This is a genomic window from Corynebacterium sp. HMSC064E08 (assembly GCF_001811805.1).
In the GTDB taxonomy this organism is placed as follows: domain Bacteria; phylum Actinomycetota; class Actinomycetes; order Mycobacteriales; family Mycobacteriaceae; genus Corynebacterium; species Corynebacterium jeikeium_D.
This window is the reverse complement of record NZ_KV806700.1, coordinates 147,527-173,169: the sequence shown is the minus strand read 5'-3', so window position 1 is coordinate 173,169 and position 25,643 is coordinate 147,527. Positions and strand designations below refer to the sequence as shown.

At 59.3% G+C, this 25,643-nt stretch carries 19 protein-coding genes and 1 tRNA gene; 15 read left to right on the top strand and 5 right to left on the bottom strand.

Annotated features, from left to right (window positions below):
- The first annotated feature begins 208 nt into the window (after window positions 1-208).
- The gene (gene serB / locus HMPREF2820_RS06385) at window positions 209-1,501 is read left to right on the top strand and encodes a phosphoserine phosphatase SerB (protein ID WP_070603408.1); all 1,293 of its coding nucleotides are present in this window, start codon (window positions 209-211) and stop codon (window positions 1,499-1,501) included.
- Window positions 1,501-2,298 carry an aminoacyl-tRNA hydrolase gene (locus HMPREF2820_RS06380; protein WP_070603406.1) on the top strand — a complete coding sequence of 266 codons (798 nt, stop codon included), beginning with the start codon at window positions 1,501-1,503 and terminating at the stop codon, window positions 2,296-2,298. The genes serB and HMPREF2820_RS06380 overlap by 1 nt, the downstream gene beginning before the upstream one ends.
- On the opposite strand, the gene HMPREF2820_RS06375 is transcribed toward HMPREF2820_RS06380, so the two are convergent.
- The 3 genes from HMPREF2820_RS06375 to HMPREF2820_RS06365 all read right to left on the bottom strand — a co-directional run bounded on the left by HMPREF2820_RS06375 (window position 2,295) and on the right by HMPREF2820_RS06365 (window position 7,488).
- Window positions 2,295-3,878 (bottom strand): AMP-binding protein, encoded by a 1,584-nt coding sequence (locus HMPREF2820_RS06375; protein WP_070603405.1) that lies wholly within the window; start codon window positions 3,876-3,878, stop codon window positions 2,295-2,297. The two genes, HMPREF2820_RS06380 and HMPREF2820_RS06375, sit on opposite strands and share 4 nt — an antisense overlap.
- A gap of 182 nt (window positions 3,879-4,060) precedes the next feature.
- Window positions 4,061-6,040, bottom strand: a complete 1,980-nt coding sequence (locus tag HMPREF2820_RS06370; RefSeq protein ID WP_210398715.1) for an ATP-dependent DNA helicase — start codon at window positions 6,038-6,040, stop codon at window positions 4,061-4,063.
- 137 nt (window positions 6,041-6,177) lie between these two features.
- Window positions 6,178-7,488 carry a nicotinate phosphoribosyltransferase gene (locus tag HMPREF2820_RS06365; RefSeq protein ID WP_016422259.1) on the bottom strand — a complete coding sequence of 437 codons (1,311 nt, stop codon included), beginning with the start codon at window positions 7,486-7,488 and terminating at the stop codon, window positions 6,178-6,180.
- Between the two features lie 81 nt (window positions 7,489-7,569).
- On the opposite strand from HMPREF2820_RS06365, the gene clpS reads away from it, so the two are divergent.
- The 8 genes from clpS (at window position 7,570) to HMPREF2820_RS06325 (ending at window position 13,683) form a co-directional block, all read left to right on the top strand.
- Window positions 7,570-7,863: an ATP-dependent Clp protease adapter ClpS gene (gene clpS, locus HMPREF2820_RS06360; protein ID WP_005511165.1), complete on the top strand. Its 294-nt coding sequence runs from the start codon at window positions 7,570-7,572 to the stop codon at window positions 7,861-7,863.
- A 30-nt stretch (window positions 7,864-7,893) separates the two neighbouring features.
- Window positions 7,894-8,445: a DUF2017 domain-containing protein gene (locus HMPREF2820_RS06355; protein ID WP_005511188.1), complete on the top strand. Its 552-nt coding sequence runs from the start codon at window positions 7,894-7,896 to the stop codon at window positions 8,443-8,445.
- Window positions 8,446-8,529: 84 nt separating this feature from the next.
- Window positions 8,530-9,633 (top strand): P1 family peptidase, encoded by a 1,104-nt coding sequence (locus HMPREF2820_RS06350; RefSeq protein WP_070603402.1) that lies wholly within the window; start codon window positions 8,530-8,532, stop codon window positions 9,631-9,633.
- Between the two features lie 16 nt (window positions 9,634-9,649).
- On the top strand, window positions 9,650-10,324 hold the full coding sequence (locus HMPREF2820_RS06345) for a rhomboid family intramembrane serine protease (protein WP_048733012.1): 675 nt from the start codon (window positions 9,650-9,652) through the stop codon (window positions 10,322-10,324).
- A 108-nt stretch (window positions 10,325-10,432) separates the two neighbouring features.
- Complete coding sequence (gene murI, locus HMPREF2820_RS06340; protein WP_370551064.1) at window positions 10,433-11,299, top strand: glutamate racemase; 867 nt, start codon at window positions 10,433-10,435, stop codon at window positions 11,297-11,299.
- A 73-nt stretch (window positions 11,300-11,372) separates the two neighbouring features.
- Window positions 11,373-12,155 (top strand): MBL fold metallo-hydrolase, encoded by a 783-nt coding sequence (locus HMPREF2820_RS06335; RefSeq protein ID WP_048733014.1) that lies wholly within the window; start codon window positions 11,373-11,375, stop codon window positions 12,153-12,155.
- Between the two features lie 68 nt (window positions 12,156-12,223).
- The gene (gene rph, locus HMPREF2820_RS06330) at window positions 12,224-12,985 is read left to right on the top strand and encodes a ribonuclease PH (protein ID WP_070603400.1); all 762 of its coding nucleotides are present in this window, start codon (window positions 12,224-12,226) and stop codon (window positions 12,983-12,985) included.
- Entirely contained in the window at window positions 12,982-13,683 is a 702-nt protein-coding gene (locus tag HMPREF2820_RS06325) for a non-canonical purine NTP pyrophosphatase (RefSeq protein WP_070603398.1), read from the top strand. The genes rph and HMPREF2820_RS06325 overlap by 4 nt, the downstream gene beginning before the upstream one ends.
- A 22-nt stretch (window positions 13,684-13,705) precedes the next feature.
- Here HMPREF2820_RS06325 and HMPREF2820_RS06320 read toward each other — a convergent pair whose 3' ends face one another.
- Together HMPREF2820_RS06320 and HMPREF2820_RS06315 are read right to left on the bottom strand one after the other, a co-directional pair.
- Window positions 13,706-14,059, bottom strand: coding sequence for a DUF3817 domain-containing protein (locus HMPREF2820_RS06320; RefSeq protein WP_005511118.1), 354 nt, complete (start codon window positions 14,057-14,059; stop codon window positions 13,706-13,708).
- A gap of 33 nt (window positions 14,060-14,092) precedes the next feature.
- Window positions 14,093-14,488, bottom strand: coding sequence for a hypothetical protein (locus tag HMPREF2820_RS06315; protein WP_016422268.1), 396 nt, complete (start codon window positions 14,486-14,488; stop codon window positions 14,093-14,095).
- Window positions 14,489-14,711: 223 nt separating this feature from the next.
- On the opposite strand from HMPREF2820_RS06315, the gene HMPREF2820_RS06310 reads away from it, so the two are divergent.
- The 5 genes from HMPREF2820_RS06310 to HMPREF2820_RS06290 all read left to right on the top strand — a co-directional run bounded on the left by HMPREF2820_RS06310 (window position 14,712) and on the right by HMPREF2820_RS06290 (window position 25,640).
- Window positions 14,712-14,793 (top strand) — tRNA-Leu (locus HMPREF2820_RS06310).
- A gap of 156 nt (window positions 14,794-14,949) precedes the next feature.
- Window positions 14,950-15,369: a hypothetical protein gene (locus tag HMPREF2820_RS06305; RefSeq protein WP_048733019.1), complete on the top strand. Its 420-nt coding sequence runs from the start codon at window positions 14,950-14,952 to the stop codon at window positions 15,367-15,369.
- Between the two features lie 182 nt (window positions 15,370-15,551).
- Window positions 15,552-15,749 carry a hypothetical protein gene (locus tag HMPREF2820_RS06300; protein WP_016422270.1) on the top strand — a complete coding sequence of 66 codons (198 nt, stop codon included), beginning with the start codon at window positions 15,552-15,554 and terminating at the stop codon, window positions 15,747-15,749.
- A gap of 352 nt (window positions 15,750-16,101) precedes the next feature.
- Window positions 16,102-25,239 (top strand): type I polyketide synthase, encoded by a 9,138-nt coding sequence (locus tag HMPREF2820_RS06295; RefSeq protein WP_246822233.1) that lies wholly within the window; start codon window positions 16,102-16,104, stop codon window positions 25,237-25,239.
- The gene (locus HMPREF2820_RS06290) at window positions 25,236-25,640 is read left to right on the top strand and encodes a holo-ACP synthase AcpS (RefSeq protein ID WP_016422272.1); all 405 of its coding nucleotides are present in this window, start codon (window positions 25,236-25,238) and stop codon (window positions 25,638-25,640) included. Before HMPREF2820_RS06295 ends, HMPREF2820_RS06290 begins: the two co-directional genes overlap by 4 nt.
- Window positions 25,641-25,643: the final 3 nt, after the last annotated feature.

The following is a 25,643-nucleotide window of genomic DNA, read 5'->3' as shown; positions in this document are numbered from 1 at the left end:
TCTCCGTGATGGGGCCTTAGTCTTGTCTTTGAGAGTCTTTCCTAGGGAAGAGGCAGTAAGAGAGCGCAGGGAGAGCAAGGGGCGCAGGGAGCGCCAGAAGGGCAAGAGAGCAGGGCGATGGCTAGCGCCTGTCACTGGCCACCCACTGAAGTGCGGAATCCCACTATGCGATGAGCACTCTGCCGGGGCTTCATGCGATACTGGATTGGTGAATGAACAGGTAATTACCTCTCCCAGTCAGTCTGTAGATACCGATGCTCTATCGGTTTCGTTGGCACCGGGACTAGCTCCGGTGCTTATTACCGCTGTTGGCCGAGACCGTCCGGGTGTCTCCGCAGCTTTCTTCCGCGTGCTCGCGGCCCACGGAGTTCAAATTTTGGATGTGGAACAGTCGGTGTTCCGCTCTAATCTGAGCCTCGGTGCGCTTGTTGGTGTCACAGAAGAAAAGGTCGGTGTTCTCCGTGAGGGACTTATTGAAACACTGAAGCCTCACGGCATGACTGTCAGTTTCCAGCTGGATGCCCCGATTGAGCGCAGCGATGGCTCCACCCACGCACTTGTCGTGTTGGGCAATCCGGTCAACGCTGAGGATATCTCCCGTATCGGCCGCACTCTTGCTGATTACGGTGCAAACATCGATTCCATTCGCGGTATTGCTGACTACCCAGTCACTGGCCTGGAATTGCTGGTCTCTATTCCGGACCCGAAGCCGGGTGCGGGCATTCCGCTGCGTAAGGCACTGGCCGAGCTTGCACAGGACCAGGACATTGACATCGCAATTGAACGCGCTGGTTTGCAGCGCCGCTCCAAGCGCTTGATTTGTTTCGATGTGGACTCGACCTTGATTACCGGTGAGGTCATTGAGATGCTGGCCGCCCATGCTGGTCGCGAGGCGGAGGTTGCAGCGGTTACAGAGCGCGCTATGCGCGGTGAGCTGGACTTCGCTGAGTCACTGCATGAGCGAGTTAAGGCTCTGGCTGGCCTGCCGGTCAGTGTCCTAGAGGAAGTCACTAACTCCATCGAGCTGACTCCAGGCGCCCGCACCACGATCCGCACGCTGAAGCGCCTCGGTTACAAGTGTGGTGCTGTCTCCGGTGGCTTTATCCAGATCTTGGAGCCGCTGGCAAAGGATCTCGGTCTGGACTTTTACAAGGCGAATACCCTCGAGGTCGAGGACGGAAAGCTGACTGGACGCGTGGTCGGCGATGTCGTCGATAGGCAGGAGAAGGCCCGCAGCCTCAAGACGTTCGCCGCAGAGTCGGGGCTTCAGATGCATCAGACCGTTGCGGTCGGCGATGGGGCCAATGACATCGATATGTTGTCGGTCGCAGGCCTTGGTATTGCTTTCAATGCCAAGCCGGCGCTGAAGGAAATCGCTGACACGTCCGTCAACGTTCCATTCATGGACTCGATTCTGTTCATGCTGGGCATTTCCCGCGATGAAATCGACGATGCCGACCGCGAAGATGGCACCTTCCGCCGCGTGCCGTTGGAGCCGTAGTGCAACGCGAGGATCACAAGGAACCAGCTGTCACGGACGCATCATCGGTACCGGAGTGGTTCCGTATCGCCCATAACCTCCTGCCGCAACCCGATAGGGAAGACCACGGCGAGGATGTGCCGTGGGCAATGGCTATTGTGCTTGAGGTTCCGAAGAAGGAACGCCCCTCGCGCACTGCGCTGCTCCGCGCCGCCGCGATGGCTGTTGTTGCTTGTTGCCTGGACGAACGCGCAGGCGATGACACTTCTGCCTATCAACAAGGTCTGGCGTCTTGGTACGGTGCGCGCATCCGCAAGCTCACGCGTCGCGCTCGCAATATCGGCTGGCAACGCGCTCAGCTTGCACCGGGCGTCACCGTGGACGTCAACGGCGCGCAAGCTCGCGCACTAGTGCCAACACCTGTCGACGAAACCTACCCGGAGATTGCCAAACTACAAATTTCCGGCACCGATTTGCCTTACGACGACCCGGAGAACACATCTCCCGGTGCCCCGGGCGACCATGAGAGCGCTGACACCTTTGCTCCGCCAGTGATTTGGGTGGACAAGAACCTGAATATGTCCGTAGGAAAGGTGGCCGCGCAAGTTGGACACGGCTCAATGCTCTATGCGGCCACCCTGTCGGTTGAGGATGCCTGGGCGTGGGCGCAAAGTGGCTACGCGCTGGATGTGAAAGAAGTACCGCGGGAGCAGTGGCCAGCGCCAGAGCTCCGCGCGGTTGAGGTTCAGGATGCCGGGTTTACCGAGATTGCTCCCGGCTCAGTGACTGTCGCTGTGACTCCTGGGGCGCAAACTTAAAGCTTGGCGCGTGCTGCCTCCATGGCCTTGAGATCCTTGCGCAGAATCTTGCCCGTCGCCGACTTCGGGATTTCATCCATGAACTCGACTGCTCGCACCTTCTTGTACGGTGCGACGCGGTCGGCGACGTAGTCCATAATCTCGTCTTCAGTCACCTGCTCGCCCGCCTTGAGGACGACGTAAGCCTTAGGAATCTCCTCGCCGTCGGAGCGAACGACACCACTGCAGGCGGCATCGGCAATATCCGGGTGGCTGAGCAGCACGGACTCGAGCTCGGCCGGCGGAACCTGGTAGCCCTTGTACTTAATCAGTTCCTTGAAGCGGTCGACGATGTACACATTCCCGTGTTCGTCGAGTTCCGCAACGTCGCCGGTACGCAGCCAACCGTCGACAAGCGTCTCTGCCGTCGCCTTCGGGTTGTTGAGGTAGCCCTTCATCACCTGTGGACCATGAATCCATAGCTCACCTGCCTCCGAGCGCCCCTCGGCGGGAACCGGGATTTCCTCAAAGCTGTCGGAGTCAAGGTTGACAATCTTGTACTGAGTGTTGGGGACTGCGCGACCGATCGAGTCCAGCGGACTATCGTGGCCGATGCGGATGTGGGCTGCTGGCGAGGACTCGGTCATGCCGAAGCCCTGTGCGACCACGCAGTCAAGGCGCTTTTCCACCTGTTCCGCGAGGTCAAGTTGGAGAGAAGCGGCACCCGAGAAGATTGTCTCCAGGCTGGACAGGTCAAAGGAATCGACAGCTGGGTGCTTGGCCAGGCCCACAGCTACAGGTGGTGCGATGAACGCGAACTTCACCTTGTGCTCGGCGATGATGGACAGGAAATCGACGAGGTCGAACTTGCCCATGGTGTACTGCGTCGTGCGGCGCCACAGGCACAGATTCAGCAGCGCAGTCAGGCCGTAGATGTGGAAAAACGGCAGGATAGTGACAGCCGGGGTGTCCTCGGTCAGCGCGTTGACTGTAGCTCCACCCGCCTGAGCGACGTTGGCCACCAAGTTGCGGTGAGTGAGCTGGACGCCCTTCGGTACACCGGTGGTTCCCGAGGAAAACGGAATCACGGCAACGTCATCGGGTGATACGTCGACGTCCGGGGCTGCGTGCCCCTCGGCAAGCAGCTCGCCCATGCCGTGGAGACCCGTCAGGCCGATAATCATCTCTTCCGGCAGACCAGCAGCCTCAGCGCCGTGGGCGCCAGCCCAACCGATTGAGGAGGTCGTTAGCATCATCTTCGCGTCAGACATCCGGAGTTGGTTTTCAATGTCCTCCGCAGTTGCCAGCGATGCGACCGTCGTGCAGACAGCCCCCGCGCGTAGGACACCGTGAAGAGCGACCGCGAAGGTTGTCGAGTTGGGGCAGTGGAGAGCCACAACGTCGCCCTTCTTAATCCCACGTGCTGCCAGCGCACCCGCAAACTTCTCAATGCTGGCCTTCAGATCACCGAAGGTGACCTCGGAGCCTGAGTCAACGATTGCAAGCTTGTCCTGGTGACGTGGCTCAATTTCTCCGAAGAGGAACTCAAAGAGTGAGGTCTCCGGGATGTCGATGTCGGGGAGGTTGCTGGAAAGGGGCATGCAGGAAATCGCCTTTCTAATCTCGTGCACGGCTGCCAAGTGTCCTGCTTCATTAGCTCGGGCACTGTAGCAGTGCTGTGTTTCACATCACAATAATGTATTGGATAGAAAAGCGTGGGATTTTTTCCAGAAACTATGCCTAATCCAGCGTCACCTCGTGAGCCCAGACAGCCCCCTCTGAATCAGCTTTGGGTCAGCCGCTGCAACGCTCCAGCCGCAATATCCAGGTTGGTCGTCCGCCAGAAGTCAGGCATCGACGCGGCAATCCAGGAACCATAGCGTGCTGTAGCCAACCGTGAATCCAGTACCGCAACAACCCCGCGGTCATCGACTTGGCGTAGCAGACGACCAGAACCCTGCGCCATCAGCAGCGCTGCATGTGTCGCTGAGACCTCCATAAAACCGTTTCGGCCAGCGGCATTAGCCGCATCGGAGCGCGCGGACAAAAGCGGGTCGTCGGGGCAGGGGAACGGGATGCGATCGATGATGACACACGATAGCGATGGGCCAGGAACATCGACGCCTTGCCACAGCGTCAGCGTGCCAAACAAGCATGTCTGCGGATTAGCTGCGAAGCGATCAACCAGAGCACCGATAGAGTCATCGCCTTGGCACAGCACGTCGTAAGGCAGGCGCTTGCGCATTTCCTCCGCCGCTGCCTCGGCGCCTCGGCGAGAAGAAAACAGCCCGAGCGTTCGCCCACCAGCGGCGCGGATGAGGCGCTCCATGATCGCGAACTGCTCCGGTGTGGCGCCGTCGCGTCCAGGTCGTGGCAGGTCGCGTGCGACGTAGAGGATGCCAGATTTCTGCGGGTCAAAGGGCGTGCCGACGTCCAAGCCATCCCACCCACCGGAGGGAAGCCCCCAAGCGGCGGCCATGGCATCGAACTTGCCGCCAAGAGCAAGTGTTGCTGAGGTCAAAACGACGGTGGATTCGCCGAAGAGGCGTTCGCGAAGCAGTGCTGCGATGGACAGGGGAGCGACATAAACTGTCTTGTTCTCGCCAAGCCATACGACATCGTCGCTGCTGAACTCTAGAATTCGCACGACTGTGTCGTGCATATTCTCCACGGCAGCGCGGACGGTCTGACGCTCGGTGTTGTCAGAGTCAGAACCCGAACCACCGGAGCCCGACCCGCCAGAGCTGCCTGAACTAGAGGTGCCTAGCGTGGTCTGTAGTTGCCACAGGCTATCGCGGAGCGAAGCTAGCGCTGCTCCAAGCTCACCGGGAATTTCTTCGAGTGCGCCGCTGTAGGCGTCGGCAAGCAATGCGACGGTCTCGCCGAGTAGATCCGTGGCATCGGTGACATCATCCACCTGCTCTGCGGCGCCGAATTTGCGGGCGCGCCGGGCCATCATGGTGATACCGGCAGGGGAGAGCTCGTCGGTGGCAACAGAGGTGATTCGACCGTCGAGCTCGTGAGCCTCGTCAATGACAACGCAGTCGTGCTGCGGCAAAATCATGGCGTCGGAGAGCGCATCGATGGCCAACAGTGCGTGATTGGTGACAACGATGTCGACGTTGGAGGCCTCGCGGCGGGCTTGTTCGGCGAAACACTCCTCGCCGAAAGGGCAGGAAATGGCACCGACGCATTCGCGAGCCGTGACGGAGACCTGCCGCCAGGCTTCGTTGGAAACGCCCTTGTCCAGGCTGTCGCGGTCGCCGGTGTCGGTGTCATTGGCCCACTCGCGTAGCCGCATGACCTCGGCAGCGGTTCGGCTGAGCTGCGCTTCGCTGAGTAGAGCAGTTGGGCCGCCCATAGCTGTCGGCTCGGATTCATCACCGTCCATGACAGGATCTTTGATGACATTTCCGACCTTGGACTTGCACAGGTAGTTCGAGCGGCCTTTGAGGATTGCGAAGGTCGGCGTGCGGGACAAGTGTGGCTCCAGCGAACTGACTAGCCGCGGCAAGTCGCGTTCGACCAGCTGGCGTTGCAGCGCAATGGTCGCCGTGGAAACGATTACTGACTCGTCGGACTCCATTGCTTGCACAATGGCAGGCACCAGGTAGGCCAGCGACTTACCCGTACCGGTACCTGCCTGTACCGCTAGGTGCCGCTCGCGCGCAAAGGCGGAGGCCACCGACCGGGACATTTTGACCTGATTCGGTCGAGTCGTTCCGCCGAGTCCCTTCACTGCCGCATCGAGAAGAGCTTCGATGCTATCCGCGTTATGGACGCTGGCTCTCGGTGAAGCTAGCTCGTCAACATCGTCAACATCGTCAAAGTCCTCAAAGCCGTCCGATAGCTCAGCAAAATCTGCGTGCTCGGGAGTGTCCGACACAGTTCCCCCGCCGCCTAAACGCCGTGAAAACGGACGGACAGTACCGGCTCGTCACGGGAAAGTGCGAGCCCCTCCCACGGGAGGCTGACCAGCGCTTTAACCAAGTGGTCGCGGGACTCCTCCAAGGTCGGTAGACCATCGACGACCTCGCCATCGCGCATCATCGGAATGGTCAGATCGCGGTAGTGCAGGTTGCCCACATCCGGGATTTCCGAGCCGAGCGGGAAAGCGATTTCCTCCACGGCGGTACCGGAACGGCGACAGGTACGAATCGCCGCCTTCACGCCACCATGGCTCCGCTTATCCAGAGAACGCTTGGCGACGGGCACCCCATCAACTTCGACCATCTTGTAGACCAGGCCCGCAGTCGGTGCGCCGGAGCCAGTGACTACAGAGGTGCCCACGCCGTAGACATCGACCGGCTCTGCCCTCAGCGCCGCAATGGCGAACTCGTCGAGGTCAGAGGACACTACGATGTTGGTGTTGTGTGCACCCAGCGAGTCCAGCTGCTGACGCACCTGGCGAGCGAGAACTCCGAGGTCGCCGGAGTCAATACGTACACCGCCGAGTTCCGGACCCGCAACCTCAATAGCCGTATTGACGCCCTCGGTGATGTCGTAGGTATCCACCAACAAAGTGGTGTCGGTTCCCAGTGTGTCAATCTGAGCCTTGAAGGCCGCAGCCTCGTTCGTCGTGCCATCTGGGTTGGTGTGCAACAGAGTCCACGCGTGCGCAGCGGTACCGGAGGCTGGGATGTTGTACCGTGCCGCTGCCTCCAAGTTGGAGGTGGCGCTAAAACCTGCCAGGTAGGCGGCGCGGGCAGCAGTCACAGCTGCTTCTTCATGAGTGCGACGCGAACCCATTTCAATAATCGGGCGCCCACCGGCAGCCGTGACCATTCGGGTTGCTGCCGAGGCGATGGCGGAGTCCGCATTGAGAATGGAGAGAATAACAGTCTCCAAGATGACGCACTCGGCGAAAGTGCCTCGCACCGTCAAAATGGGCGAGGCGGGGAAGTAGAGCTCTCCCTCGCGGTAGCCGTCGACTTGGCCACTGAAGGAATAGTTACGCAGGTAATCCAGCGTCCTGTCATCGAGGAAGTCCAGCGAAGCCAGCTGTTCCTCGGTGAAGCGGAAGTTGCGGATAGCATCCAACACACGCGCTGTACCAGCGACAACGCCATAGCGGCGCTCATTCGGCAGGCGACGGCCAAACACCTCGAAGGCGACCTGGCGCTCGCCGGATCCGTCGGCAAGCGATGCCTGCAGCATCGTCAGCTCGTACTTATCGGTGAGAAGGGCGGTGGAGGAATGCTTATCAATCACGGTCAATAGTCTAGTCGGCTGAAGCGGGCCGGGGCAGTCGGTTCCGGCGAGCGCGCGCCACTCCGTACTATCCTGGTGCCTATGAGCATGCCAGCAGCAACACCGATGCCCACTATGGATGCCGATGTCGTGACGGAATCGAACCGACCCTGGCAGTGCATTGTGTGGGATGACCAGGTTAATTCGATGAGTTATGTCACCTACGTGTTTCAGATGCTCTTCGGCATGGACCGAAAGAAGGCGCACGCGCTGATGATGACGGTTCACACGGAGGGCAAGGCAATCGTGTCTTCCGGTGAACGTGACAAGGTGGAGGCCGATGTGAAGAAGCTCCACAAGGCAGGCTTGTGGGCGACAATGGAGCAGGCTGACTAAGCCGATATTCGACAGCGGGAGAGAATTTACATGCGTCCTTGGAAGCGCAAGCGATCCCTTCTCGGCGGTGGCGTCAAGTACGTCACGGCTTTTGAAGGCACGGAGCGGGATTTGCTGCTGAATCTGGCTGCTACTGTGGCGGACTCGCTGATGGAGCGAGCCCGGTCGGCGCCGAAGGATGAGCTCGCGGAAATGACGGGAATGCCTGTCGGACACTCCGAGGCCCCATCCGATCCGAAGCTTGCGCGACTGTTGCCGGACTTCACCAAGCCGGGTGAGGAGAGCGTGGAGGGGGAAAACGCCCTCATGCGCCAGCTGCATGAATCGGAGATTGTAGAGAGCAAGCTCCATTCCCTGCGTGCGATTATCGACGCCCTGGAGCCCGCCGAGTCGGGGCAGGTATCCATTTCGGAAAGTGATGCCCATGCCTGGGTGGCGGGTATCAATGACCTACGTATTTACCTGCATGTTTCCATGGAGAACCTCAATGGCTCCATCGAACAGATTGAGCAGACCGACGCGATGTACCAGTGGCTGTCCTACAACCAAGAGTCACTGTTGGACCAGCTCATGGGTGAGTAACGAATCCGAGCAAAACCCCGAAAGATGCAGTAATCAACTGAGGCTAGCTGCCATGAACTGTGGTGAAAGGTGCCGTGGTCGACAATGAATTCTGAGATCTTCGCAATCAGCCCCACCGACATTCGACACCAAGCCAGCAGTGCTGCGCTGGGCACGAGCATCGACATCGGCGCAGGCTGTCTCGACTCCATCGACGGCATCTCCATCGGCCATGCTGCTGAGGGGGATACCGGAGTCACCGTCATCGCCGCTCCAGGCGGTGCGATCGGCGCTGTCGATGTCCGCGGCGGCGGTCCGGGCACCCGCGAGACCGACCTGCTCGCACCGGAGAATACCGTCGAACGCGCCCACGCTGTCGTTTTGGCTGGCGGCTCCGCGTACGGCCTCGCAGCTGCCGACGGAGCTATGCGCGAACTGCGCGACCGCGGCATTGGCTTTGAGGTCACCCCAACTCGTCCGGATATCCTCGTGCCCATCGTTCCCGGTGCTGTCATCTTCGACTTGTTGTTGGGGGAGCCGACGCTGCCCACCGCTGCACTCGGGCGCGAGGCGTTGTCGCACGCGCTTGACGACGTCCCGGAGGGCACTCCCTCCGGCACAATAGGTGCCGGTGTTGGCGCTATGGCCGGGGCAATCAAGGGTGGTTTTGGACAAGCGCGTGTGACCTCCGCCGATGGTAAGTACTTTGTGGCTGCCGCAATGGTGGTCAACTCCTTTGGTGCGGTCATTGACCCGGAGGGACACCTTTACGGAATGCCCGCGGCTGCCGGTGCCAGCAAGGAGGCATTGGCCCAGCTGGACCAGGTTTTCGTCGGCAGGACCAAGATTCTCGCCGATGCGGCTGGCGACGGGGAATCGTCGGCAAGCACGCGAAACACAACGATTGGCACGTTGATAACCAATGCGCCGGTGACAACTGCGCAGTTGAAGCGGTTGGCGATGTGCGGTCATGACGGGTTGGCGCGAGCGATTCGGCCGGCTCATGCGCCGATGGACGGTGACACGCTGTTTGCCCTCAGCTCGGCCGAGGCGGCGGATAGCGGAAACGCTGAACCTGTGGGCTCGGATGTGGTGGCCCTGTTGGCTGCGATGGCAGCCGATGCGGTGCAGATGGCTATTGTCGATGCCGTGATGAGTGCAACGGGACGCGCGGGAGTAGCCGCGCTGTCAGAGATGCTGGACAAGTAGTGAAGGAAGTTCGCCAATGAATCCGCAATGGAGCTCGGGACAACAGCAGAATTACCAGAACTATGCGCAGTACCCGATGGGCGGTCCCGTGCAGACGCGGCGGAATAATCAGATTGTTCCACAGGATCGCGACGGCGGGCTCGGGGCGGCCATCAGTACGGCTATTGGGTACCTGGCACTTATCTGGACGGTCTTTCTTGTCAACGAATTCATCTTTGGTGGGGCGCTGAACAACTTCGGTGTGCGCCCACGCGAAACCTCGACGCTGTGGGGAATTTTGACCGCACCGCTGCTGCACGCAGATTACGGGCACATTGTGGCGAACTCTCTGCCCGGGGCGTTGTTCGCCGGTTTGATTGCAATGTCGTCGAAGCGGCTATTTTGGCAGGTCACACTCTTGATTACGGTCGTTGGTGGCGGTCTGACATGGCTGGTCGGCGGTGTAAATACCGTCCACATCGGTGCGTCCGGTCTGATTTACGGATGGCTGGCGTTTTTGGTGGTACGCGGTTTCGTGAATCGTCGGATGATGCAGATTATTTTGGGCGTAATTCTGGCATCGATGTATTCGGGTCTTATCTGGGGAGTGCTGCCAACACAGATGGCTGTTAGTTGGCAGATGCACCTCTTCGGCGGGCTTGCGGGCATCTGGGCTGCGGTGATGTTTAAGCGTGGTCGTGCGCGTGGCTAAGAGTGCACGTGGTTAAGAGCCCGAGGTACGTGGCATCAGCTCCTGGCGGAATCGGCCTAGAATAGGAGCTTCGGTGTTTGACCAACGATATGAGGAGTCCAGATAGCGGTGGGAGCAGGAGCAGAAACTCAGGTAGTCAATCAGCTGACAGCGCAGGATAGCGGCTTCCCCGACCGAACAGCGCCGATTGGCATCTTCGACTCCGGCGTCGGTGGGCTGACAGTGGCGCGTGCCATCATGGATCAGCTTCCGCACGAGTCGATTATGTACATCGGCGATACTGCCAACGGCCCTTACGGCCCGTTGCGCATCGCCGAGGTTCGTCAGCACGCGGAAGCGATTGCCGATGAACTGGTTGCACGCGGCTGCAAGATGATTGTCATTGCCTGCAACACGGCTTCGGCCGCATTTTTGCGTGATGCCCGCGAGCGCTACCCAGTCCCAGTAGTCGAGGTCATTCTGCCCGCTGTGCGCCGTGCGGTCTCGACCACCAGGAATGGAAAAGTCGGCGTAATCGGTACCGCCGCCACAATTCGCTCTCGTGCCTACCAAGATCTCTTTGATGCAGTGCCTGGCGTGGATGTCTCTGCGGTCGACTGCCCGCGATTCGTGGACTTTGTCGAGCGAGGAATCACCTCTGGTCGCCAGATTCTGGGACTTGCGGAGGGCTACCTCGCGCCATTGCAGGCCGATGGTGTAGACACCCTCGTTCTGGGCTGCACCCATTATCCGCTGCTGTCTGGTGTGATTCAGCTGGCTATGGGGGAGGACGTCGCCCTAGTGTCGTCGGCGGAGGAGACGTCGAAGGATGTTCTGCGCATCCTCACAAAGACCGACATGCTCGCTGACCCGGAGAGTAATCCGAACCCTGTGCGCACATTCGAATCCACTGGAGATCCGCAAGTTTTTGCATCCCTGGCAAAGCGCTTCCTTGGGCCGGGTATTAGCCAGGTCACTATGCATTCCCAAATGTGACCTTTCTTATTAAATCCAGACACTCCATTGGTTTTTTGCTCGTTTTTGATCAATTACATGGCAAGCTTGAAGTATGCGATTGAAGGTTCTGGGATGTACAGGCAGCATGGGTGGCCCATCGGCGCCAGCATCTGGCTACCTCATTGAGCTGGATAACGGTCGAACCTTTGTCATTGATTTGGGTCCCGGTGTCCTCGCCGAATTGCAGAAGATCTCTGATCCTGCAGCTTGTGATTTGTTACTAACTCATGTGCACCCAGACCACACTGCAGACATTCCAGGGCTGCTCGTCTGGCGTCGCTTCCACCCGACAGCCCCGGCGAGTTCCCGGAATCTCCTGGTTGGCCCCGGAGACATTCACGACCGGATAGGCACCATGTGCAAAGCACTGGGAAGTGAAGAAGATGCCAACCTGGAAGACACTTTTGATCAGGTTGTGAGTAACCCCGGTGAGCCACTGTTAGTCGGTGGGGGCGAAGCGGACGGAGGCGCCGTCGTCACGCCGTATAACATGGTCCACCCGGTGCCAGCTGTTGGATATCGCATTGAAGCAGATGGTCTGACCATTGCGTACACCGGAGATACTGCGTGGACCGATGAATTGGTGGAGCTGGCGCGGGATGCGGATATCTTCATCTGTGAAGCCACATGGTGCAGCAACGAAGAGGGCACCCCACCGGATATGCACCTGACGGGCTACGAGGCCGGAAAGGCAGCGACGCTGGCGGGGGTTAAGAAGTTGGTGCTGACTCACATTCCGCCATACGCCGACGGTGAAGAAGCACTACGTGCTGCGAAGAGTACCTTTGCCGGTGACGTTGAATTGGCCTACCTGGGCATGGATCTAGGCGGCTAGTCTCAGCGACTACCGGGTTTCCGTACAGCTGTCGCACCGCTTTCGCGCCGGGCGGTAGGGTAGTTGGCATGACTACAGCTAATTCCGATTTTCGCCGTGCCGATGGACGCGCGGTTGATGAAATGCGCAAGGTGACCATCACTCGCGGCTTCACCGACAATCCGGCCGGTTCTGTGCTGGTTACTTTCGGTAATACGCGTGTAATGTGCACCGCTTCCGTCGAACAGTCGGTGCCACGATTCAAGCGTGACTCCGGCGAGGGCTGGTTGACCGCTGAGTACTCCATGCTGCCGGCCTCTACCCACGAGCGCATGCCCCGCGAGTCAATGCGCGGCAAGGTCAAGGGTCGCACTCACGAGATTTCCCGTCTGATCGGTCGCTCCTTGCGAGCTGCTATCGACTTGAAGGAACTCGGTGAGAACACCATCAACATCGACTGTGATGTTCTGCAGGCGGATGGTGGTACCCGAACCGCTTCCATCACCGGTGCGTACGTCGCGCTGGCTGATGCCCTGACCTACCTGCATGCAGCGGGCGCAGTTCCGGGCACCCCGCTGAAGGCACCAGTCGCAGCTGTTTCGGTTGGCATTATTGATGGCCGTGTCTGCCTGGATTTGCCTTACGAGGAGGACTCTCGTGCTGAGGTCGACCTCAACGTGGTGATGACCGCAGAGGGCAAGTTCGTCGAAATCCAGGGCACTGGCGAGGAAGGTACCTTCGACCGCGATCAGCTGAATGACATGCTCGACTCGGCGGAAAAGGGTCTGCGTGAGGTCATCGCCTTGCAGCAGGAAGTTCTGCGTGCGCCGTACCCGGGTGAACTGCCGTGAAGCTCCTCGTCGCTACCCGAAATTCTAAAAAACTAGTCGAGCTCGATCGCATCCTGCGTGCGGCGGGTATTGATTCGGTGGAACTTCTTTCGCTTAGCGACGTCCCGGAGTACCCAGAGCGCCCCGAAACCGGTCGCACTTTTGCGGACAACGCCTACATCAAGGCTTTCGATGGTGCGACACACACCGGCTACGCGTGCTTGGCAGACGATTCGGGGCTCAGCGTCGATGAGCTAAACGGCATGCCGGGTGTGCTCTCGGCGCGCTGGTCCGGCACTCACGGCGACGATGTCGCTAACTACGAGCTGCTGCTCGCCCAGATGGGGGACTGCCCAGATGAGCGTCGTACGGCGTCCTTCCGTACCGCCTGCGCGTTGGTCGTCCCCGGTGTCAAGGAGGTGCCGTCCGCGCTTGCCGACGGCGGTTTCCCAGCCGTCCTCGATGAAGCCGGTAACCTGCTGCTGGTTGTGGAGGGTCGCTGGCCTGGCTCCATTCTGCGCGAGCCTGTTGGGGACAATGGGTTCGGCTACGATCCGGTGTTCGCGCCCGCAGTTGGGGAGGGCAACGAAGCTGAGGGGGCCTTGTCTGCGGCACAAATGAGCGCCGAAGACAAGGACGCTTTTAGCCACAGGGGGCGTGCACTGCGTGCCTTGACTCCGGCGCTGAAAATTCTGGCTGAGGTTGAGGCTAAGGGGTAGCCCTCGGGCTGCCGAGAGCCCGCTACTTCAGCTGGAAAGCGGTCTCGACTTCCTCACGACGCTTCTTCTCGACGAAGAAGGAGAGGAACGGGACCACGCCACCGAGCGCGGTGATAATCCACTTTGCTGGTTCCCAGCGGGCCTTGGTACCCAGGTTTACGGTGGCAATGAGGAATGCCATGTAGCCGAAGCCGTGAATCTGGGCGGTGTAGAAGAACCACCGCGGCGCGTCGGCGGAGTTGTCGAGGATGAGGTACTTGTAAATCATCTCGGCACACAGCAAGAGCAGCATCACACCCGTGAAGTAGGCGGTGACGGAGAAGTACGTCAGTGCCTTCCTTACGCGCTCTTGACGATCTGGATTGATGTTGGTCACTAAAAGTCCTTTTCTCGAATAAGCAGTTATCGCCTAGGCGTTGGTGCCAGAATCCGTCGATTGTGTCTCATCCACACGCTGCACCTTTCGCGAGCCATCCGGGTTGGTCGGCAGGAATTCGTCTGGAATTTCCGTCATGACATCGTCTTTAGCCTCAAATGCGGCCTCGCTATTGCCGCTCAGGCGTTCGCGTTCGTACTCCATATACTTGCGGTAGGCCCAAATAAAGAACAGGCCGAAAGCTGGCCACTGCAGTGCGTAGCCCAGGTTTTGGAATGAGCTGGTTGTGTTCCACCTGCTGAGCTGCCAGTAGGCGAGTGCAAGAGTGGCGCCGACTGCAAGAGCCAAGAAGATTAGTTGCACCACGCGGGTACGAGTGGGAATCTTCGCTGGCTTGTCAGTGGTATTGGAATGCTGTGAAGTGGACACATAACCACCATAGCTAGTCCGTGACCTGCCAAGCTAGCGCGCTCGCTGGATAAGGCAGGCGATGGGACATTAGGAATTCAGCTAGGACATTAGGAAATCTGCGGCAAACCCGTTAAAGTGTGTACAGTCCAAATGAGCTGTGATGGTTCGTTGCGCCTGTAGGTGGCTTATCAGTAGTCCATGCTTACGGAGACTGTACGTAACTGTCACGGATTCGCGACGGGCGCCTGTGGCGGAATTGGCAGACGCGCTGGATTTAGGTTCCAGTGCCTTAGGGCGTGGGAGTTCAAGTCTCCCCAGGCGCACACATAAATACCCCGTGACTATGCAGGTCACGGGGTGTTTTCGTTCTCCAGCCCGCCAGATTTTTCGCCCTCATTACGCTGCGTGCCCAAAATCTGGCCCATTTCCCGCCCGAAGCTATTCCAAGGTCGCTAATCTCCCGTGCACGGTGTAGAACCATGACTATGAAAATTGTTGTCTGCGTCGTTTATCCCCGCTACCCAGATAACACTGAACCTCTCGGCGGGTTCGTCGAGTCTGAAGAAACCGCCCTCGCGATTGACAACTGGTGGCGCGCACAACCCGGCGACATGATTGGTACCTGGGAAGATTTCGAAGTTGAGGTTGAAAGCCGCGACCAGCTCCTCTACGGGGTGTTTAGCGGCACACCTGCCCATAAGATTGACGAGCCAGGTTTCTGGGACCCTATCTGTCACGGGGTGTACACCGACCGCAAGGTGGCTGAACACGCGGCAAAACCCAAGACAATGTGGGAGGCCAACAACTGCCCGCCAAAGTTCGTGCTCCCCTTCCGTCTGGGCTGGAAATTTGACCGGTATTTCCCCGATGGAAAACCCTGGCCGCCAGACCGGTCGTAGACCTGCGACAGTTTTCGCATCGATAAGGGGAACGCAAGACGGGGCAGCCGCACAGCGCGCGTGAGTACCATTCTGGGAAACCTTTGTTCGCTCATTCCACTGCGTAGGGCAATCGAATCTGTCGATACAATGCCGCTGATCGAATCGTATCTTGAATCGTAAGGTGGAAGCAGGGAGGCAACATGAGCATCTCGATGCATCTGGATGAGTACATGGCGCGTCGTGGCATAGTTCCCGACGACACTGTGGTCAACGATGATCCCTGCGCAATCTTCGACGGCAAGGTCGAGCGCGATGGTAAGTCGCAGCAGGATCTTGAAGAGTCAGAGCGGCGCTTAGAAGAAGCGGAGTCCACAATTCTGGATATGCTAGGCGATTAATCGAGGAAAGATTGAGCGTTCTCGGCGCCCATTGACACGCATTCCGGGTGTGATGTTCATCACCGATTGGGCATAAATTGGCTCGGTCTTCCGCGTTTTATTTTCCACCGCCGGCGCTGCCAGGGTGGTGAAGCGCAAGCAACTTTTCGACAGGGGAACACTGTTTCCTACCTGCGAAGTTCTTGCGCTTTCGAAGCGTTGTACTCGCTGATTTCGCAGCCGTGTTCAGCCTCTCGTTTTGGGGCTGCAAATTATCTTCGCGTTGATGGCGCCGCGAAACTGCGCGAGAAAAACATGATGGATTCCTCATGATTTATGGCATAGTGTCCTGGCAAGGATTTGGAAACAAAAGATGTTTTCATTTCGTACTCCACAAGACAAGGACCTCAGCCACGTGAAATACGAAAAACTCGCCACTTTGCAGACCAACGTCGTAACTGCTCCAGACCTGGGCACTTTTGCAGTCACTTTCGCCGGTCAATCGCAACCATGGCTGGACACTCTCTCCAGCGTCATGGCCAGTGGCAACTCAAAGAAACTACGGGAAGTTTTCACTCGCGCTGAGGAACTGCTCACACCGCTTGACGACGATCTCATCGGCCAGCTTCCCGCAGGTTTCGACCCCTTTGGCTGGGCAATCTCACTCGTTACAGACGAGCCATTTACCGGAGATACAACCAACCCTGCGGTCAGCGTCCCGGGCATCGTCTTGGCACAGTTGGGCATTGTCGAGTTGCTGGAAAAGCAGGGAATTAATATCACCGAAGCGGTAGCGGTAACCGGTCATTCGCAAGGTGTTCTTGCCGCTGAGATTGTCGCTCGCCCAGAGAAGGCAGCAGAGCTTCTGGCGCTAGCTCGCCTCATCGGTGTGGCGTGTGCGCGCGGAAGCCGAGTAGCCGGATTTGGGCACGCGCCGATGATGAGTATCTCTGGCCTGACGGTCGAGGAGTTGGAGCCTTTCCTCCCCCAGGGCTGTGTCATCGGTCTGAAGAATACGCAGACTACCAGCGTAGTTATCGGCAAGCAGGATGAACTAGACCAGCTGGCAGAGCAGCTCACAACGCAGCAGCCGAAGGGTCGGAGAGTCGAATGTACAGTTCTGCCAGTTAGTGGCGCATTCCATCACCCAGCGCTGGTACCTGCTGTGGCATGGGTAGTGGAGCGAGCTGAGCGCATTGGGCTAGATGCGGAAACGGCGGACCGGCTTGCGCGTGCAATCTTGGTTGACCCCAGTGACTGGAGCGCCGAGGTACGGGGGCTCATCGACCAAGGAGCAACCACCATTTTGGATCTGGGGCCGAACACAGGCGTCGTCAAGCTGACAGAACGCAACGCTGAAGGCTATGGCGTGGCGGTGATTCCTGCGGCGACAGCTGCGGGGAGGGGCGTCCTGTCTGAGAGCGACATTGAGCACCCGACATCGTGGCTGGAGTTTGCGCCGCGTCTGGTCACTGGAGACAAGCCCCGTGTCGAGACGAAGTTCACCAAGTTGACCGGGCGCTCGCCAATTCTGCTCGGCGGTATGACCCCGACAACCGTTGACCCTGAAATTGTGGCGGCTGCTGCGAATGCGGGGTTCTGGGCGGAGCTGGCCGGTGGCGGCCAAGTCACGCCGGAAATCTTCGAGGCTAATGTGGCGCGACTCTCCGATCTGCTCGAGGAGGGCCGCAGTGCACAGTTCAACACCATGTTTTTGGATCCGTACCTGTGGGGTTTGCACATTGGAAGCCGCCGTTTGCTCCCGCGCGCAGTGGCAGCGGGGCGACCGATTGATGGCGTCACCATCTCCGCGGGAATCCCCGAGGTGGACGAGGCAGTTGAGCTAGTAAAGCAGCTGCGTGAGGGCGGGATTCCGCATATCTCCTTCAAACCGGGCACAATCGCACAAATCGAGTCGGTGCTCGAAATTGCAGACACCTTGGCGCAGCAGGGCACACCGTATCCAATCATCATGCAGGTTGAAGGTGGGCGTGCCGGCGGCCACCATTCCTGGGAAGACCTCGATGACCTGCTAATTAACACCTACGCAAAGATCCGCAAGCGAGATGTGGTGCTTGCTGTTGGCGGCGGTATCGGCAAGCCAGAGCAGGCCCGTGATTATCTGATGGGCACGTGGTCGACACGGTGCGGATTGGCGCCGATGCCGGTAGATGCTGTCATCATCGGCACAGCTGCGATGGCAGCAAAGGAGTCGACCGCCTCCGAGTCCGTGAAACAAATGTTGGTCGACACCGTCGGCACTGACAACTGGATTCCCGCTGGTAGCGCCATGGATGGCATGGCGTCGGGGCGCAGCCAGTTGGGTGCTGATATCCACGAAATTGATAACGCCGCAGCACGCGCAGGCAGATTGCTTGACGAAGTCGCAGGTGACCTCACTAAGGTGACTGAACGACGCGCAGAGATCATCGAGGCGATTAACGCCACCGCGAAGCCGTACTTCGGAGATGTCAGCACCATGACGTATGCCGAGGTGCTGAACCGCTATCTCGAACTGTGTGCGCCCGAAGGGACGTTCCTCGATCCAACGTGGTCGACGCGCTTCGTCGCACTCGTCGACCGCGTAGAGGCACGACTGAATGCAGTCGACGCGGGCACGTTTGACGCGCTTGCCGACGGCGACAGCTTGCACACCCAGCCGCAGAACGAAATCTCGCGACTGTCCGGCCTGCTGGATCTGGATACCCAGCTCCACCCAGCAGATGTCACCTTCTTTATCTCTGAGCTCTGCCGCACACCTGGCAAACCTGTGCCATTCGTTCCGGTTATCGATGATGAGGTTCGTCGCTGGTGGCGATCGGACTCCCTATGGCAGGCGCATGACTCTCGCTACGATGCGGATCAAGTCTGCATCATCCCAGGGCCGCAGGCTGTTTCGGGCATTACCCGCGCGAATGAGCCAGTAGCGGAAATTCTGGGTCGGTTTGAAAAAGCTACTGCACAGGCATTGACGGATACCGGCTACCTGCCGGAGGCACCTGTTGACGCCCTCAGCCGGATGCTCGCAGCACCTGTGATTTGGTGGGCTGGTCGACAGCAGCCGAATCCGGCGCTGGCACTTGGCGCGGAACATGAGTGGGTATGTGTATCTGACGCAAGTGATGTCTCTCGTTCACAACGCCTGGAGCACCCAGGTACTGGTGCCATTTTGGAGACCATTGGAGCTGATGGCAGCAATGATGAGGGCGGGGAGGAGCTCGTCTGGGCACAGCTGACCGTTCCGCTGCCCGATGCTGCGGGGGAGAATACGCAACTGCGAATTCGCCTGTGCCAGAGTGCAGCGGTGGGCGCAGTGCCCGTCGTCAAGCATGAGGATGCGGCAGCCGCGATGCGGGAGCTGACGCGAATCGCGGCTGGCGGTGAGCTTGCAAACATCGTCGATGGGGTCGCGGAGTGGGAATCCGTGTGGGATCCGATGGCGATGGCTGACTACGATGCGGTCACTATTGCAGCTGCCGGCGATGAGTCACAGGCGACGGTGCCGGACGCGTTGGTCGGGCATGCTTGGCCAGCGATTTTTGCGGCAGTCGCGCAGGCGCGTACTGAGACCGGCATTGATGTTGTTGAGGGCATGCTCGCGCTTGTTCACCTTGAGCATCACATTCGTATGATTGGAGCTCTGCCGCAGGAAACCACAACGTTGCGGATTAGTGCGCGTGTCGACGAGGCCGTTGATACGGACTTAGGGCGACTAGTTGTGGTGCGCGCGGAGGTTCGTGATGGCGATACGCTGCTCGCCACCTTGAGTGAACGCTTTGCCATTCGTGGCCGAAACGGCGGCGAGACAGCGCGGACCAATACTGTGCCATTTCCAACGGTCACGGATACGCCACGGAGTTTCCGCGGTGCCTTGACCGTGGAAGCGCCTAAGGCGATGGAGCCATTTAGCTGTGTCACGGGCGATCGCAATCCTATCCACGTCGATTCCCGGGCAGCAGCGCTAGCTGGTCTACCAGGGGTTATTGTCCATGGAATGTGGCTGTCGGCGATGGCCGAGCATGCGGCTGTTGCCACGTCGGATGCCGGCATTGGCAATCGGGTGATTGAGTTCACTGCGACTATGCTGAGTCCGGTTCTACCTGGTCAGGAAGTGAAATTCTCTGTCGAACGCCGTGGTTTTGATGACCGTCCAGGCGCCGGTGAAGTCCGTGAAGTCACGGCCACAGTAGAGGGCGAGCTGGTACTGACTGCCACTGCTGTAATTGCCGCACCGACGACTGCATATGTCTTCCCTGGCCAGGGGATTCAATCACAGGGGATGGGGCTGTCTGCCCGGACTCGCAGCGTAGCGGCCCGCCGCGTGTGGGACCAGGCGGATGCGATGACCCGAGAGAAGCTTGGCTTTTCCGTACTGGCTATTGTTCGGGACAACCCGGTAGAGGTGGTTGTGGATGGTGTGCGCTATTTCCACCCAGAAGGTGTCCTGAATCTGACTCAGTTCACCCAGGTTGCGATGGCGACGTTGGGGCTGGCGCAGGTTGCGGAGCTCCGTGAAGCAGGGCTGCTGGATGAAACAGCTCACTTTGCGGGACACTCTGTCGGTGAGTACAACGCGCTGGCGGCTTTCGCTGGTGCGCTTGACGCAGATGCCGTGTTGGAGGTTGTCTACCGCCGCGGTTTGACCATGCATGAACTGGTCGAACGTGATGAGCAGGGGAGGTCCAACTATGGTTTGTGCGCCCTGCGTCCGGACAAGATCGGCGTACGCGAGGACGAGGTCACTGAGTTTGTTAATCGGTTGTCGCAGGAAACCGGTGAGTTCCTCGAAGTCGTAAATCTCAACCTGGCAGGCAAGCAGTACGCCGTCGCCGGCACCGTCGCGGGCCTTGCGGCACTGGCTGAACAGTGCGAGCGCCGCAGCTCGGACGGCAAGGGATACGTGCGTATCCCAGGTATTGATGTGCCATTCCACTCCAGTGTCCTACGCGACGGTGTGGATTCCTTCCGTAAACACCTGGAGCGGCTGCTGCCAGCGGAAATCGCTCCAGAACGCCTGGTGGGACGCTATATCCCGAATCTCACCGCGACCTCTTTTGAGCTGACCGAGAAGTTCGTCCGCCAGATGGCTGCAGTCGTCGACTCAGACATTCTGGAAAACATCCTTGCCGACTTTGATACTGCTGCTGAAAACCCGGCGCGCCTGGCCCGCATGTTGCTGGTCGAGTTGCTGGCCTGGCAATTCTGCTCACCGGTGAGGTGGGTCGAAACTCAGGATCTGTTGCTTGAGGATCTCGGTGTCAGCCGCATTATTGAAGTCGGTGTAGGTACAGCGCCCACACTGGCAAACCTGGCTGCCCGTACCTGCCAGTTGCCCCGCCACCGAAGCCGTGACATTCGAGTGCTCAATCTCGAGCGTGATGCTGATGCAGCGTTTATGCGCGACCAAATTCAGCCGGAAAAGACTGAGCCCGAGTCGGAGGTGACACCAGAGCAGGACGCGGCGCAGACCCTATCTGGAGCAGCAGGAGCATCGGGAGAAGCAGGATCAGCGGCGCCGGCGGTATCCGCAGACCAATCCGCGGCGACCGAACAGGCAACCACGATCACGAGTGCTGCCACTCCGGCTGCCGAAGTTGCTGATATCGCAGTCAGCCCGGCAGAAGCGCTGGAAGTTCTTATTTGCCAATGGACGAAGGTGCGCCCCGACCAGCTCGGCGCCGCCGACTCCATTGAGACTCTGGTCGATGGAGTCTCATCTCGACGCAATCAACTGCTGCTCGATCTCGGAGTGGAATTCGACCTCGGTTCAATCGAAGGGGCCGCAGATGCGGAACTGGCTGATCTAAAGGACAAGATTGATAGCTTGGCCAGTGGGTATTCGGCATTCGGTCCGATTCTCTCCGAAGCCATTGCCGACGGTATTCGCCGGATTACCGGTCCTGCCGGTGCAGGCGCGAATTACATCGATGACTATGTGGTCGATGAATGGCAGCTCGGCAAGGGGTGGGCAACCGCAGTTAGCGCCGAGATGATGCTCGGTACTCGCGAGGGCGCATCCCTGCGCGGCGGTGATCTTGCGCATCTGGCACCGGCCGCCCCAACCAGTACTGCTGAACTCAACCAGCTGATCGATGAAGCAATCCTCGCGGTCGCCTCGCAGCGAGGTGTATCTGTCGCTAAGCCGTCGGCAAGCGACAGTAGTGCTGGGATGGTCGACTCGGCTGCACTCACTGAGTTTGCAGATAAACTGACTGGTCAACGAGGAATTCTTGCCACCGCTGCACGCACGATTCTGGAGCAACTCGGCCACGAGATTACCGGTGCCATTGACTTCGATGCCGAAGACGCCGACAGCAACCTGGTAAATCTCGTCACTGCTGAACTCGGTGCGGACTGGCCGAAGCTGGTCACCCCGACGTTTACGCCCACCAAGGCAGTGCTGCTCGACGACCGCTGGGCCACCTCCCGCGATGACCTAGCACGCCTCTGGGCAGCCGCTGATGAAGACGTGGCTGACACCGCGCCGGGCAGTATCCACGAAACCGCAGTCGAGCAGGCACAGTGGTGGGCTGCCAAGGCAGACGCGGCAGGGCGAACACAGTTGGCGAGTATCTACCGACAGCTGGCGGATGAGTCCATCACGAATGTGGACGAACTATCGATGAATGCCGACATCGCAGTTGTTACCGGTGCATCGCCAAATTCGATTGGCTCCGCTGTGACTGCACAGTTGCTGTCTCAGGGAGCAACCGTTGTTGTCACTACCTCACGCCTGGGACATGAGCGCCTGAGCTTCTACAAGCAGCTCTACCGCATGCATGCGCAGGGCGAGGCGAAGCTGTGGGTGGTACCGGCGAACCTGTCCAGCTTCCAGGACCTGGATTCCCTTATCGACTGGATCGGAACCGAGCAGACTACGACGATTGGTGCGGAAGTGGTTGTGACCAAGCCTGCACTGTCACCGACGTTGCTATTCCCGTTCGCGGCGCCTACGGTTTCGGGTTCGCTTGCCGACGCCGGTCCTGCGTCCGAGACCCAAATGCGTCTGCTTCTGTGGTCGGTGGAACGACTCATCGCAGGGATGTCAGCACTTGGCGGGGACAATAATCTGGACCATCGTTTGCATGTGGTGCTGCCGGGTTCACCGAACCGTGGTCGCTTCGGCGGTGATGGTGCCTATGGTGAAGCCAAGGCCGCACTCGATGCAGTGGTGGCGCGCTGGAATGTGGAGGACGCTTGGCGCACCCGCACCACTCTGGCTCATGCACAGATTGGTTGGGTTCGAGGCACCAACCTGATGGGTGGAAACGACCCATTGGTTGCTGCAGTGGAAGCAAAGGGAGTACGCACCTTCTCCACCGAAGAAATGGCAGCTGAACTCATTGAGCTCGCGAGCTCGGAGGCTCGGAAGAAGGCACAAACCCGCCCGATTCAGGCCGATCTCACCGGCGGATTGGGTGACGTCGACCTCAACATTGCGCAAATGGCGCAGGAGGCTGCACAGGCGGCTGCCCCAGCAGCTCAAAACTCTGAGATCTCTAGCGGGGCGAGCTCGCAGGAGCCGTCGTCAAGCCGTGTTTTGAGCGGCCTGCCAAGCCCTCGCCGACCAATTGCGCAGACAACACCGACCTTTGGTGACATCGCAGCGGCTCTGGAGGACATGGTGGTCATCGTGGGCGCCGGTGAGCTTGGGCCGTACGGTTCTTCCCGGACGCGCTTTGAGGCTGAAGTCGATGATATTTCTGCAGCAGGAATTGTGGAATTAGCCTGGTCAATGGGGTTGATTTCCTATGAGGGTGGCTGGCGCGACGCCGACGGGCAACCGTTGGCAGAAAGCGACATTGCTTCGCGTTACCGCGATGAAGTGCTGGCGCGAGTTGGTGTGCGTCGTTACGCCGATGATGGCGATTTGGTTGATAATACGATGACTGAGCTGACCACGGTCTACCTGGATCGTGCGTTGAGCTTTGCTGTGCGTGACCGCGCGGCAGCGGAGACTTTTGTCAGTTCCAACCCGGACAACACCACTGCGAGCTTCGATGCCGAGACAGGGCAGTGGCTTGTGACACGAGCCGCTGGCACACCAGTGCAGGTTCCGCGCCGAATGGCGATGAGCCGCTATGTTGGCGGTCAAATTCCGCAGGGCTTTGACCCGGCACGATACGGTATTCCGGCAGACATGATGGACAATCTGGACCGCGTGAGCTTGTGGAACATTGTCTGTACTGTCGATGCCTTCTTGTCATCGGGCTTCAGCCCAGCGCAACTGCTGGAAGCGGTCAACCCGGCGCGAGTGTCGTCGACCCAGGGCACAGGTATTGGTGCGATGGAGTCGCTGCGCAGTCTCTACATCGACGGCCTGCTGGGGCAACCGCGAGCCAATGACGTCCTGCAGGAGGCATTGCCAAATGTTATTGCCGCCCACGTTATGCAGTCTTATGTCGGTGGCTACGGGCAGATGATTCACCCTGTCGCAGCCTGTGCGACGGCAGCGGTGTCGGTGGAGGAGGGCGTCGACAAGATTGCCCTGGGTAAGGCAGATTTCGTTGTCGCAGGTGGCTTCGATGACCTATCCACAGAGGGAATTACAGGTTTCGGCGACATGGCCGCCACAGCTGACTCCGCCACCATGGAAGACAAAGGCATCGACCATGAGTACTTCTCCAGGCCGAACGATCGTCGACGCGGAGGCTTTGTGGAATCGCAAGGCGGTGGCACGGTGCTGTTGGCTCGCGGAGACATCGCTCGTGACATGGGGCTCCCCGTGCTCGGTGTCGTCGCATACGCCCAGTCCTTCGCCGACGGCGCGCACACGTCCATTCCGGCGCCGGGTTTGGGTGCGCTAGCGGCCGCTCAGGGCGGCGAGAAGTCTCGATTGGCTCGCGCACTTGCAGTACTCGATGTCACTGCGGATCAGGTCGCGGTGTTGTCCAAGCACGACACCTCGACCAATGCCAACGACCCAAATGAGTCCGAACTGCATGAACGCATTGCAGATGAACTCGGTCGCGAGCGCTCTAACCCGCTGTTGGTGGTCTCTCAGAAATCGCTGACGGGACACGCTAAGGGTGGTGCTGCAGCGTTCCAGATCATTGGTCTGACCCAGGTATTGCGCAGCGGCATTGTGCCAGGTAATCGATCGCTGGACTGCGTCGATCCCGCATTGGCTGCGCATTCGCGTCTGGTATGGCCAACGAAGGCAGTCAATTTCGGCAATACGTTGCCGCTGAAGGCTGGCTTTGTTACCTCGCTCGGGTTCGGACATGTCTCGGCACTGGTGGCAGTCGTCCATCCGGAAGCTTTCTACCAAGCGATAGTGCAGCACGATGGCGCTGAGGCTGCGGAGCGTTGGCGGTCCGCGGCGCACAACCGCGAAGCGGCTGGTCTGCGTAGCATTGATGAGGCTATTTACGGTGGGGAAGCTCTCTACGAGCGTCCACGCGAGCGAAACCTGGCGGACGGTGGTCGGTTCGGTTCACCCGCTGCATTGGAAAAGGCAGTTCTGCTTTCCGACGGCGCCCGTCTGATCGATGGTGTCCTCCAGCCATGATTGGCGTAGACCTCGTCTATATTCCGGGCTTCGAAGAGCAGCTGAATATGCCAGGAAGTCAGTTCGCGCAGGCTGTTTTCACACCTGCGGAGCTACTGGTAGCTAGGCGCCGCGGAGCAGTCGGCGGCGCTCTGGCGCGTCACTTAGCGGGCCGCTGGGCTGCGAAGGAAGCCTTCATCAAGGCCTGGTCGCAGACTCTCTTCGGCAGCCAACCGCCGATTGCGCGCGATCAGCTGGACTGGCGGGAAATAGAGGTGCAGCCGGATGCCTACGGTCGCGTGAGCATCAGTCTCCACGGGGCTGTGAGCCGCCATTTCCACGATCAGGAGTGGCAGCTGGGGCCGTCGTTAAGCATCTCGCACGACGGCGACTACGCAATCGCCGTCGTACGCTTGGACTAGCCC

What these genes read in the sequence shown, in the direction of transcription:
- HMPREF2820_RS06375 (WP_070603405.1), bottom strand. Translation starts at nt 3,878, where the DNA reads ATGCCCCTTTCCAGCAACCTCCCCGACATCGACATCCCGGAGACCTCA.
- clpS (WP_005511165.1), top strand. Translation starts at nt 7,570, where the DNA reads ATGAGCATGCCAGCAGCAACACCGATGCCCACTATGGATGCCGATGTC.
- HMPREF2820_RS06355 (WP_005511188.1), top strand. Translation starts at nt 7,894, where the DNA reads ATGCGTCCTTGGAAGCGCAAGCGATCCCTTCTCGGCGGTGGCGTCAAG.
- HMPREF2820_RS06350 (WP_070603402.1), top strand. Translation starts at nt 8,530, where the DNA reads ATGAATTCTGAGATCTTCGCAATCAGCCCCACCGACATTCGACACCAA.
- HMPREF2820_RS06345 (WP_048733012.1), top strand. Translation starts at nt 9,650, where the DNA reads ATGAATCCGCAATGGAGCTCGGGACAACAGCAGAATTACCAGAACTAT.
- HMPREF2820_RS06335 (WP_048733014.1), top strand. Translation starts at nt 11,373, where the DNA reads ATGCGATTGAAGGTTCTGGGATGTACAGGCAGCATGGGTGGCCCATCG.
- rph (WP_070603400.1), top strand. Translation starts at nt 12,224, where the DNA reads ATGACTACAGCTAATTCCGATTTTCGCCGTGCCGATGGACGCGCGGTT.
- HMPREF2820_RS06305 (WP_048733019.1), top strand. Translation starts at nt 14,950, where the DNA reads ATGACTATGAAAATTGTTGTCTGCGTCGTTTATCCCCGCTACCCAGAT.
- HMPREF2820_RS06300 (WP_016422270.1), top strand. Translation starts at nt 15,552, where the DNA reads ATGAGCATCTCGATGCATCTGGATGAGTACATGGCGCGTCGTGGCATA.
- HMPREF2820_RS06295 (WP_246822233.1), top strand. Translation starts at nt 16,102, where the DNA reads ATGTTTTCATTTCGTACTCCACAAGACAAGGACCTCAGCCACGTGAAA.
- HMPREF2820_RS06290 (WP_016422272.1), top strand. Translation starts at nt 25,236, where the DNA reads ATGATTGGCGTAGACCTCGTCTATATTCCGGGCTTCGAAGAGCAGCTG.